11 protein-coding genes are annotated in these 10,992 nt (G+C 73.2%); 6 read left to right on the top strand and 5 right to left on the bottom strand.

The window, feature by feature from the left end; translation table 11 throughout:
* The 3 genes from efeB to MHW47_RS25155 form a co-directional block, all read left to right on the top strand.
* Nucleotides 1–1,153 (top strand): iron uptake transporter deferrochelatase/peroxidase subunit (gene efeB, locus MHW47_RS25165; protein ID WP_239226053.1); only part of this gene is annotated, 1,153 nt, incomplete at its 5' end.
* 30 nt (nucleotides 1,154–1,183) lie between these two features.
* On the top strand, nucleotides 1,184–2,152 hold the full coding sequence (efeU, locus tag MHW47_RS25160) for an iron uptake transporter permease EfeU (RefSeq protein WP_239226052.1): 969 nt from the start codon (nucleotides 1,184–1,186) through the stop codon (nucleotides 2,150–2,152).
* Complete coding sequence (locus MHW47_RS25155) at nucleotides 2,103–3,017, top strand: hypothetical protein (RefSeq protein WP_239226054.1); 915 nt, start codon at nucleotides 2,103–2,105, stop codon at nucleotides 3,015–3,017. The genes efeU and MHW47_RS25155 overlap by 50 nt, the downstream gene beginning before the upstream one ends.
* A 22-nt stretch (nucleotides 3,018–3,039) precedes the next feature.
* Here the strand turns inward: MHW47_RS25155 and MHW47_RS25150 are convergent, their stop codons facing one another.
* Complete coding sequence (locus MHW47_RS25150) at nucleotides 3,040–3,783, bottom strand: bifunctional DNA primase/polymerase (protein ID WP_239226051.1); 744 nt, start codon at nucleotides 3,781–3,783, stop codon at nucleotides 3,040–3,042.
* A 319-nt stretch (nucleotides 3,784–4,102) separates the two neighbouring features.
* Between MHW47_RS25150 and ddaH the strand changes: the two genes are divergently transcribed.
* Nucleotides 4,103–4,918, top strand: a complete 816-nt coding sequence (ddaH, locus tag MHW47_RS25145; protein WP_239226050.1) for a dimethylargininase — start codon at nucleotides 4,103–4,105, stop codon at nucleotides 4,916–4,918.
* On the opposite strand, the gene MHW47_RS25140 is transcribed toward ddaH, so the two are convergent.
* Nucleotides 4,915–5,907, bottom strand: a complete 993-nt coding sequence (locus MHW47_RS25140) for a small ribosomal subunit Rsm22 family protein (RefSeq protein ID WP_239226049.1) — start codon at nucleotides 5,905–5,907, stop codon at nucleotides 4,915–4,917. The two genes, ddaH and MHW47_RS25140, sit on opposite strands and share 4 nt — an antisense overlap.
* A gap of 30 nt (nucleotides 5,908–5,937) precedes the next feature.
* Complete coding sequence (locus MHW47_RS25135; protein ID WP_239226048.1) at nucleotides 5,938–7,260, bottom strand: multidrug effflux MFS transporter; 1,323 nt, start codon at nucleotides 7,258–7,260, stop codon at nucleotides 5,938–5,940.
* Between the two features lie 77 nt (nucleotides 7,261–7,337).
* Here MHW47_RS25135 and MHW47_RS25130 point away from each other — a divergent pair, with 77 nt between their 5' ends.
* On the top strand, nucleotides 7,338–8,333 hold the full coding sequence (locus MHW47_RS25130; RefSeq protein WP_239226047.1) for a Gfo/Idh/MocA family protein: 996 nt from the start codon (nucleotides 7,338–7,340) through the stop codon (nucleotides 8,331–8,333).
* 10 nt (nucleotides 8,334–8,343) lie between these two features.
* Here MHW47_RS25130 and MHW47_RS25125 read toward each other — a convergent pair whose 3' ends face one another.
* Together MHW47_RS25125 and MHW47_RS25120 are read right to left on the bottom strand one after the other, a co-directional pair.
* A complete protein-coding gene (locus tag MHW47_RS25125) occupies nucleotides 8,344–9,972 on the bottom strand; it encodes an alkaline phosphatase (protein ID WP_239226046.1) in 1,629 nt (542 codons plus the stop codon).
* A 205-nt stretch (nucleotides 9,973–10,177) separates the two neighbouring features.
* On the bottom strand, nucleotides 10,178–10,699 hold the full coding sequence (locus MHW47_RS25120; protein ID WP_239226045.1) for an SRPBCC family protein: 522 nt from the start codon (nucleotides 10,697–10,699) through the stop codon (nucleotides 10,178–10,180).
* Nucleotides 10,700–10,763: 64 nt separating this feature from the next.
* Here MHW47_RS25120 and MHW47_RS25115 point away from each other — a divergent pair.
* On the top strand, nucleotides 10,764–10,992 hold a 229-nt coding region (locus MHW47_RS25115; protein WP_239226044.1), incomplete at its 3' end, for a TetR/AcrR family transcriptional regulator.

Genomic DNA, 10,992 nt, shown 5'->3' with positions numbered 1-10,992 from the left:
CGTCACGGCGGCCCGCTCCGGCGACGGCGGCACGGCGACGGCCGCCGACAGCGGCGCGGCCGTCCCCTTCCACGGCGCGCACCAGGCCGGGATCGCCACCGCCGTCCAGGACCGGCTGCACTTCGCCGCGTTCGACGTGACGACGAAGGACCGGGCCGAACTGGTCGCCCTGCTCAAGGAGTGGACCCGGGCCGCCGAGCGGATGACCGCCGGCCACGCGGTCGGCGACGGCGCCTACGGCGGACTGCCCGAGGCGCCGCCGGACGACACGGGCGAGGCGCTGGGCCTCAAGCCGTCCCGGCTGACGCTGACCTTCGGCTTCGGGCCCTCGCTGTTCGCCGAGGGCCGCTTCGGGCTGGCGGACCGGCGGCCCGGCGCGCTGGTGGATCTGCCGAAGTTCCCCGGCGACAACCTCGACAAGGCCCGCAGCGGCGGCGACCTGTGCGTGCAGGCGTGCGCGGACGATCCGCAGGTGGCCGTGCACGCCATCCGCAACCTCGCCAGGATCGGCATGGGCCGCACCGCGATCCGCTGGTCCCAGCTGGGCTTCGGCAAGACCTCGTCCACCACCCCGGACGAGCAGACCCCGCGCAACATGCTCGGCTTCAAGGACGGCACCCGGAACATCTCCGGCACCGACACCGCCTCCCTGGACCGGCACGTCTGGGTCGGCGCCGGGGACGGGCCGAACTGGATGACCGGCGGCTCCTACCTGGTCGCCCGGCGCATCCGGATGCACATCGAGACCTGGGACCGCGCCTCGCTCAAGGAGCAGGAGGACGTCTTCGGCCGCGACAAGGGCGAGGGCGCCCCGGTGGGCCGGTCGAAGGAGCGCGACGAGCCGTTCCTGAAGGCGATGCTGCCCACCGCGCACGTACGGCTGGCGCACCCGGACAGCAACGACGGGGCGACCATCCTGCGCCGGGGCTACTCCTTCACGGACGGCACCGACGGTCTGGGCCGGCTCGACGCGGGGCTGTTCTTCCTGGCGTACCAGCGCGACACCCGCAAGGCGTTCGTCCCCATGCAGCGGCGCCTGGCGGCACACGACGCACTCAACGAGTACATCCAGCACGTGGGTTCGGCGCACTTCGCCGTCCCGCCGGGCGTCCGCGACAAGGACGACTGGTGGGGCCGGGCGCTGTTCTCGTAACGGGACTCGAAGCGGAAAGGGAACCGACACGTGTTCAGCAACTTCCTGATCGGGCTGCGCGAGGGCCTGGAGGCCAGCCTGGTCGTCTGCATCCTCATCGCCTACCTGGTGAAGACCGGCAACCGCGACCGGCTGGCGCCGATCTGGATCGGGGTGTCCGTCGCGGTGGCGGTGAGCCTCGCCTTCGGCGCCGGGCTCGAATTCGGCTCGCAGGAGATGACGTTCAAGGCGCAGGAGGCGCTCGGCGGTTCGCTGTCGATCGTCTCGGTGGGCCTGGTGACGTGGATGGTCTTCTGGATGCGCCGGACCGCGCGCCACCTCAAGGCGGAGCTGCACGGCAAGCTCGACGCGGCGCTCGCCATGGGCACCGGAGCGCTCGTCGCCACCGCGCTGCTGGCGGTCGGCCGGGAGGGCCTGGAGACCTCGCTGTTCGTGTGGCGCGCGGTGCACGCGGCGGACGACGGCTGGCACCCGATGATCGGCGCGGTGCTCGGCATCGGCACGGCGGTGGTGCTCGGCTGGCTGTTCTACCGGGGCGCGCTGAAGATCAACCTGGCGAAGTTCTTCACCTGGACCGGCGGCATGCTGGTCGTCGTCGCGGCCGGTGTGCTGGCGTACGGGGTGCACGACCTGCAGGAGGCGGAGTTCCTCGGCGGCCTCGGGAACCGGGCGTTCGACATCAGCTCCGCCATCCCGCCGGACAGCTGGTACGGCACCCTGCTCAAGGGCACGTTCAACTTCCAGCCGGACCCCACCGTCCTCCAACTCACGGTGTGGGCCCTGTATCTGGTCCCGACCCTCGCGCTGTTCCTGGCCCCGGTAGGGTTCGGACGGTCAGTGGCGACGGATCAGAAGGCGCGGAAAGCAGCGGATGAGAAGTCTGGGGCCGGTGCGGCGGGCGGCGGGACTCGCGGTGGCGACGGTGCTGAGCCTGACGGCGAGCGGATGCGTGACGGTGCACGGCGAGCGGGAAGTCGTTCCGGCGGCGACGAAGGCTGAGGCCGCGAAGGCGCTCGCGAAGTTCACCGCCGCGTACAACGCCGCCGACAAGGCGTACGATCCCGCGCTCGACGCGGACGTGGTGACGGGCTCCCTCGGCGCCATCAACCAGGCGGGGCTCCGGGCCCGGCACCGGATATCGCCCACCGGCAACTCCCGGCACCGGCCGCTGGAGCTGACCGACGCCCGGTTCGTGATCCCGCGGAAGGCCGGCTGGCCGCGCTGGTTCCTCGCCGACACGGACTCCAACCGCGACCAGGACGAGGGCGAGCGGGACGACCGCTGGCTGCTGGTCTTCGTCAAGACCGGCCCGGACGCGGGCTGGAAGGCCGCCTATCTGTCGGTCGTCGCGCCCGACGACCTGCCCGCCCTCGCGAAGGACGGCGAAGGCGGGGCGAGGCCGGTCGCCCCGGACGACTCCGAACTCGTGGTGGCCCCCCAGGACCTCGGCAGCCGGTACACGCAGTACCTCCAGAAGGGCTCGCCGGACGTCTTCGCGCCCGGCTCCGCCACCTCGCAGTGGCGCGAGGCCCGGCTGAACACCCGGCGGGCCGGCTTCTCGTACCAGTACGTCGACCAGCCGATCGACAGCGGTGCGTTCGCCCCGCTCGGGCTGGCCACCGAGGACGGCGGGGCGCTGGTCTTCTTCAGCAGCAGGCACTACGAGCGGCAGACCGCCGCCGAGGGGCTGCGCCCGGCCGTCGATCCCGATGTGGAGGCGCTGCTGACCGGCGAGGTGAAGAGCACCCTCACCAAGGAACGGGTGTCGAGCCAGCTGGTGTACGTACCGGGCAAGGACGCCGACGCGAAGCGGGTGGCCGTGCTCAACCGGCTGCCGGGCCTGACGTCGGCGAAGGGCTCGTAGACGGGAGCGCCCGGCGGCCCGGCTACCGGCGCAGCGGCCAGGCCACCGCGTCGTGGCCGGCCTCGCCCCCGGCGGCGCCGACGAACCGCGCGCAGGCGTCGGTCAGCGTCTCCAGCAGGGACAGCGGGTCGGGCAGCGGGTGCTCGGGGCCGCGCAGCCAGGCGACGTCCAGCTCACCGGGCAGCTGGGCGGGCGGCAGCAGTACGTAGCTACCCCGGCAGTGCCAGCGCAGGCCGGGGTGCTCGTCCATCGTCTCGGGGTGGCAGTCCAGCTCGCACGGCCACCACTCGTCCTCGTCCTCGGGGGTGCCGCGCGTCGCGGTGAAGAACAGCATCCGGTCGTCGCCGGAGCGGGCCACCGGCCCGACCTCGACCCCGGCGGCGAGCAGCCGCTCCAGGGCCTGTTCACCGGCGGCCAGCGGTACGTCGAGCACGTCGTGGACCATGCCCGTCGCGGTGATGAAGTTGGCCTGCGGCTGGCTGCGGGCCCAGCGCTCGATCTGGGCACGGTCCGTGGTGGACTGCGTCTGCCAGGCGAAGGAGACGGGGTGTCGGGCGGGGGTGGGGCAGCCGATGCGTTCGCAGGAACATCGGTAGCCCACCGGGTGGGCGGCGGGCGCGATCGGCATTCCGGCTTCGGCGACAGCCAGGAGCAGCGCCTCCCGTGCGGTGTCGTCGACCTCGCGCTGCTGCGGTTTGGGTCGGCGCCGCAGCCACTGGGAAAACTTGCTCTCTGAGCCGCGAGAACGGCCGAAATCGACGCCCATCTATCCCCTTGCCTTTGCGTTGCCCCTGCCCATGGTCCCACCATCCTGCGCCTCAGGTGGCCAGAGTCCGGAAGCGGGGTGGGACGGGCGGGGGAGCACGGACGGCACCTTCACACGCTTTGTCATGAAAGAGCACGTATCGTGACGGCATTCGGCCCGGCCGGTGCCGTGCGCCGGGGGTCCGCGTCCGCGGGAACCACCCGTTCGGACCACTGTCCCGGCGGCTCCGGACGGCGCACCATGGGCTCACGCACACACCCGTGCGACGCACCCGCCGCAGTGGCCACCAGCCGCCGCGACACCTCGTGAGGAGCCCTCATTGCCTCGTGAAGCGACACCCCGGCGCTACCTGATGTGTGCGCCTTCCCATTTCCGGGTGACGTATTCCATCAATCCCTGGATGGACCCCACCAAGCCGGTCGACCTGCCCCTGGCGCAGACGCAGTGGGAGGACCTGCGCGACCGCTACCGCGCTCTGGGCCACACCGTCGATCTGCTGGAGCCGCGCCCGGACCTGCCGGACATGGTCTACGCGGCCAACGGCGCCACCGTGATCGACGGACGGGTCCTGGGGGCCCGGTTCGCCTATCAGGAACGGTTCGAGGAGGCGGCCGCCCACCGCGACTGGTTCCTGGCCCACGGCTTCAACGAGGTCCGTGAGCCGGATCACGTCAACGAGGGCGAGGGCGACTTCGCGGTGACCGCCTCCTACGTGCTGGCGGGCCGGGGCTTCCGGTCCTCGCCGCTCTCGCACGGGGAGGCGCAGGAGTTCTTCGGGCGGCCGGTGATCGGGCTGGACCTGGTGGACCCGCGCTACTACCACCTGGACACCGCGCTGTGTGTGCTGGACGACGCGGCGGACGAGGTCATGTACTACCCGCCGGCGTTCTCGCCGGGCAGCCGGGCGGTGCTCGCGCGGCTCTTCCCGGACGCGCTGATCGCCGGGGAGGCGGACGCCGCCGCGCTCGGCCTGAACGCGGTGAGCGACGGGCTCCACGTGGTGCTGCCGCAGGCGGCGACGGGCCTGTTCGACCCGTTGCGGGCGCGCGGCTTCGAGCCGGTTCCGATGGACCTGAGCGAGCTGCTCAAGGGCGGCGGCAGCGTGAAGTGCTGTACGCAGGAGCTGCGCGGCTAGTCCCCCGGGGGCGGCGGCCAGGCGTCGCCCCAGTCGGTGTCCCGGGCGGCGCGGTAGAGCCCGCCGTGCCGCTTGGTGACCGTGGTGCGGCCCAGGGCCTCGTCGCGGGTGCACAGGTCCAGGAGCACCTGGCCCTTGCGGATCTGCGGTCTGCGGATCACGCGGGCGGTCACCGGGTCGGGGGTGAACCGGGTGGCGACGACGTAGCTGAACTTCTCGTCCTCGTACGCCAGGGAGCCGCCCTTGACCTGCCGGTGGAGCGAGGACCGGCTGACCCGGACCGCGAAGTGGCACCAGTCGGTGCCCGGCTCGATGGGGCAGGCGTCGCTGTGCGGGCAGGGCGCGGCGACGGTGAGTCCGGCGGCGGTGAGCCGGTCGCGGGCCTCGATGATCCGGGTGTAGCCGTCCGGGGTGCCGGGTTCGACGACCACGACGGCCTGGGCGGAGGCGGCCGCCGCGTCGATGAGCGCGGTGCGCGCGGGGTCCGTCAGCTCGTTGAGCACGTAGGAGATGGTGACCAGGTCCGCGGGGGCGAGTTCCAGGTCCTGGCCGATGCGGGCCCGCCGCCAGTCGGCGGTGCGCAGGGACTCGGGGCCGGCGGCGGCGAGTTCGCGGCCGAGGGCGAGGGCGGGTTCGGCCCAGTCCAGGACGGTGGTGCGCTGGCCCTGCCACTCCCCCGCGACGGCCCAGCTCGCCGATCCGGTGCCGCCGCCGACGTCGGTGTGGGTGGCGGGCGCCCAGTCGGGGGCGGCCTCGCGGAGCGCGCCGAGGGCGGCCCGTACGGCCTCGAAGGTGGCGGGCATCCGGTACGCGGCGTACGCGGCGACGTCCGAGCGGTCGCGGAGCACCGGGGTGCCGGTGGGCACCGTGCCCCGGTAGTGGGCGATGAGCCGGTCGACGGCCTGGCCCGCCTGCTTGGGCGGCAGCCCGTCCAGTGCTCCGGACAGGGCCGCGCGCAGGGCGTCCGCGGTGGGGAAGGTGGCGTTCACCGAGGAATTGTAGGCGGGCCGGGAGGGGCGTCAGAGCGCGGAGGGGCGCGCCCGCCAGGGCCGGCACAGGGTGAGGAAGCAGACGAGGGCGCCGGCGGCGCAGGCGAGCTGGACGACGGCCATGGGGACCGCGGTCTCCTCGCCGGCGATGCCGACGAGCGGGGAGGCGACGGCGCCGATCAGGAACTGCGAGGTGCCCAGCAGCGCGGAGGCCGAGCCGGCGGCGTGCTTGGTGCGCATCAGGGCCTGCGCGTTGGTGTTGGGCATGGCGAGGCCCATCGCCGACATCAGGACGAAGAGCCCGGCGGCCACCGGCACCAGGCCGACGTCGCCGAAGACCCCGGACGTCATCAGGAGCAGCGCGGTCGCCGCCGCCACGATGACGACGAGTCCGCAGGTGAGGGCCTTGTCGAGGCTGACCCGGCCGACGAGCAGCTTGCCGTTGATCTGGCCGACGGCGATGAGCCCGATGGAGTTGAGGCCGAACAGCAGGCTGAACGTCTGCGGGGAGGCGCCGTAGATCTCCTGGATGACGAAGGGCGAGGCGCTGACGTAGGCGAAGAGGGCGGCGAAGGCGAGGCTGCCCGCGATCATGTAGCCGGTGAAGACCCGGTCGGCGAGCAGGCCGCGCATGGTGCGCAGCGCGTCGCCGATGCCGCCGGTGTGGCGCTCGGCGGGCGGCAGGGTCTCGCCGAGCCACTTCCAGACGACGAAGGTGAGCAGCAGGCCGACGACGGTCAGGACGCCGAAGATGCCGCGCCAGTCGGTGAGCCGCAGCACCTGGCCGCCGATGACCGGCGCGATGACGGGGGCGACACCGGAGATCAGCATCAGGGTGGAGAAGAACCGGGCCATCGCGACGCCGTCGTACAGGTCGCGGACCACGGCGCGGGAGATGACGATGCCGGCGGCGCCGGCGAGGCCCTGGACGAGGCGGAAGGCGATGAGGAGCCCGGCGGACGGGGCGAAGATGCACAGCGCGGTGGCCAGGACGTAAACGGCCATGCCGAGGAGCAGCGGGCGGCGCCGGCCCCAGCGGTCGCTCATCGGTCCGACGACGACCTGGCCGAGGGCCATGCCGGTGAGGCAGGCGGTGAGGGTGAGCTGGACCGTGGCGGCGGGGGCGTGGAGCGAGTCGGTGACGGCGGGGAGCGCCGGGAGGTACATGTCCATGGACAGCGGCGGGAGCGCCGTCAGTCCGCCGAGGACCAGGGTGACGAGGAGGCCGGTGCGGCGGGCGGCGGGGGTGGCCGGGCCGCCGGGCCGCTTCCCGTCCCGCGCGGGGGCGGGGGTGGCGGGGGTGGTGTCGGTGGTGCGTATGTGCTGGGCCCGGCTGACGCCGCTCTCCGGCATTCTTCATCTCCATGGTTGTTGAATCCGGCTCTATGCTCTCAGCTCAGCGGGGATGGTCGACACCTTTTGGAGTGTGCATGAGCGGGACTGTCCGTTGGGGCGTACTGGCGACCGGCGGTATCGCGGCGACGTTCACCGCCGATCTGCTGGCCATGCCCGATGCGGAAGTGGTGGCCGTGGCCTCCCGTACGGACGCCTCGGCGCGGGCGTTCGCGGAGCGGTTCGGGATACCCCGGGCGTACGGCGACTGGGCGGGGCTCGTCGCGGACGAGGAGGTGGACGTGGTGTACGTGGCCACGCCGCACTCCGCGCACCGGGAGGCCGCCGCGCTGGCGCTGGAGGCCGGGAAGCACGTGCTGTGCGAGAAGGCGTTCACGCTGAACGAGCGGGAGGCGCGGGAGCTGGTGAAGCTCGCCCGGGACCGCGGGGTCTTCCTGATGGAGGCCATGTGGACGTACTGCAACCCGGTCGTCCGGCGGCTGGCCGAGCTGGTGCGGGACGGGGCGATCGGCGAGGTCCGGACCGTGCAGGCGGACTTCGGGTTCGCCGGGGACCTGGACGCGGGGCACCGGCTGCGCGATCCGCGGCTGGGCGGCGGGGCGCTGCTGGACCTGGGGGTGTACCCGGTGTCGTTCGCGCAGCTGCTGCTGGGCGAGCCGGACCGGGTGCAGGCGGACGCCCTGCTGTCGCCGGAGGGCGTGGACCTGAACACCGGGATGCTGCTGGGGTGGGACTCGGGCGCCAACGCGCTGCTGTCGTGTTCGATCGTGGGGCACCACCCGACGTCGGCCACGGTGATCGGGACGGGCGGCCGGATCGACATTCCGCACAGCTTCTTCCATCCGCAGGGGTTCGTGCTGCACCGGGCGGGCGCGGAGCCGGAGGAGATCACCTCGGGTCCGGGTCCGCAGGGCCTGTCGGGGATGCAGTACGAGGCGGCCGAGGTGATGCGCGCGGTGCGGGCGGGCGAGACGGAGTCGCCGCTGGTGCCGCTGGAGGGTTCGCTCGCGGTGATGCGGACGCTCGACGCGGTGCGTGACCACATCGGCGTCCGCTACCCGGTGGACCTGTAGGGCCCGGCCGTCAGGCCGGCTTGAGGCCGGGGTCGCCGGCCTCGGTGACGTAGGAGCCGGCGGTGGTGAGGGGCGCGCCCGGCGTGGTGACGGCGGAGACCGTACGGAAGTCGGTGCGCGCCCAGCGCTCCTGGAGGGTGATGACGGCGTAGCCGCGGCGCCCGTTGTAGAACTTCAGGTGCGGGTTGGCCCGGGTGAGGTTGTTGTAGTTGGACGGCTTGTCGGAGCCGTTCTTGCCGCTGGTGATGGACGTGGTGACGATCTCGGTGCCGACGGTGCGCGAGTCGGGGTCGTCGAAGTCGCGCTTGAGGTCGAAGCCGTAGCTGACGTGGACGTCGCCGGTGAGGACCATGAGGTTGTCCACTCCGGCGCGTTCGGCGCCCCGCAGGACGCGGTCGCGGGAGGCGGGGTAGCCGTCCCAGGAGTCCATGGACAGCTTGTAGGCGTCGGTGGGCACGTCGCGGCGCCGGGCGAAGGTGACCTGCTGGGGCACGACGTTCCAGGTGGCGCGGGAGCGGCGCCAGCCGTCGATGAGCCAGCGTTCCTGGGTGGCGCCGGTCAGGGTGCGCCGCGGGTCCCCGGACTCGGGTCCGGGGGTCTGCCAGCCGTCGCCGTACGCCTGGTCGCTGCGGTACTGGCGGGTGTCGAGCACGTCGAACTGGGCGAGCCTGCCGAAGCCGAGGCGGCGGTAGAGGCGCATGTCGGGGCCGGTGGGCCGCTGGGGGGCGCGCAGCGGCTGGTTCTCCCAGTAGGCGCGGTACGCGGCGGCCCGGCGGATCAGGAACTCCTCGGGCGGCACGCTGTTCTCGGGGGTGTCGCCCGCGTAGTTGTTCTCGGTCTCGTGGTCGTCCCAGGTGACGACGAAGGGGTGTGCGGCGTGGGCGGCGCGCAGGTCCGGGTCGGACTTGTAGAGGGCGTACCGCAGCCGGTAGTCCTCCAGCGTCGTCGTCTCGTGGTTGAAGAGGGCCGGCAGGGTGCGGTCGGTGTAGGCGCGGGCGCCGCCGGTGGCGTTGACGGCGTACTCGTAGAGGTAGTCGCCGAGGTGGAAGACGACGTCCACGTCCTCCTGGGCGAGGTGGCGGTAGGCGGTGTAGTAGCCGTCGTGGTACGCCTGGCAGGAGACGGCGGCCAGGGCCAGTTCGCGCTTGGGGGCGCCGGGCGGGGGCGCGGTGCGGGTGCGTCCGGTGGGGCTGGTCCACTGGCCGGCCCGGAAGCGGTAGTAGACGACCCGGTCGGGGGCCAGGCCCTGGACCTCGACGTGCACGCTGTGGTGGAACTCCGGGTGGGCGTACGTGGTGCCGCGCCGCACGATCCGGGTGAAGCGCTCGTCGTGGGCCAGCTCCCAGCGGACCTCGACGCGGGCGCGGGGCAGGCCGCTGTCGGGTTCGAAGGGGCGGGGCGCGAGCCGGGTCCACAGCAGCACGGAGTTGGGCAGCGGGTCGCCGGAGGCGACGCCGAGCGTGAAGGGGTCCTCGCCGATGCGGTGGCCGCTCATCTCGCGGGCGCTGGCCGTTCCGGCGGCGGGCAGGCCGACCGAGAAGGCGAGTGCGGCGGCGGCTCCGGTGACGGTGAGGAAGCGGCGGCGGTCGGTGTGCCGGGCGGCCTCGCGCAGCTCCTGCTGTGGCGATGAGTGCGTCATCTGTCCCTCCCCTGACTGGTGGTGTGGGTGGAAGTCCACCGGCCCGGCGCATCCGGGGGCTGACGTGTTCGCGTCGCGCGGGCGTCGTCCGGATGAGGAGTGCGGCAGGATGGTGCCCCGGGGGGCAAACGCCGCGTTCGGGGCGGAACGATGATCATCGAGCGGGGGCGCCCGGGCGCGTGAAACGCCGTGGCGGCCCGCGAATTCACCCCCGGGGGGTGCGGGCCGCGAGGCGTCGCGCGAGGGCGCGCAGCAGCCGGGTGTACGGTCCCCGGCGCGCGGGCCGCGCCACCGCGCCCGCGCAGGCCCGTTCCGCCCGGTCCAGGCTCTCCTCGATCAGCGCGTCGTGCAGCGGGCGCCAGACGAGCGGCCAGCTCAGCCGGGCGGGGCCGGTGGTGCGCATGGCGAGGGTGTGCCGCAGCAGCGTGCCCGGCTCCCCCGCGCCGGCGGGCAGTACGGCGTACTCGTGGAAGCCGTGGAAGCCGCGCGGTCCGTCGAAGGCGAACCGCACCCAGAGGGCGGGGACATGGGCGACGACCGTGTAGCGGACGGGTCCGTGTCCGCCGGCCGCGCCGACGCCCAGCGGCCGGTCGAACGTCATCGCGGGCCAGCTCCGGTGCGGCCACAGGCGGTCCCCGGCGCCGGGGCGCGCCAGGGTGTCGAGCAGGGCGCCGACCCGGTCCGCCGGGACGGGCAGCAGCCGTTCGTGCACGTTGTGGACGCCCACACGCGCCACCTCCACCAAATAGAGAACTCTCTCCAAAACAGTTGTGGAGAGTACTCTCCGATTCATGGCCAGGCCACCCCGATTCAGCACCGAGCAACTCCTGGACGCCGCCGTGCCGCTGGCCGCCGCGTCCGGCCCGGCCGGGGTGACGATGTCGGCCGTCGCCCAGGCGACGGGCGCCCCCAGCGGCTCGGTGTACCACCGCTTCCCCGGCCGCGACGCGCTGCTCGCCGAGGTGTGGCTGCGGACCGTCGAGCGCTTCCAGGACGGCTGGTTCGCGGCCGTGGACGCCG

Origin of the sequence: Streptomyces sp. OfavH-34-F (genome assembly GCF_022347745.1) — a bacterium.
Lineage (GTDB): Bacteria > Actinomycetota > Actinomycetes > Streptomycetales > Streptomycetaceae > Streptomyces.
This window is presented reverse-complemented; position numbering and strand designations above follow the sequence as displayed.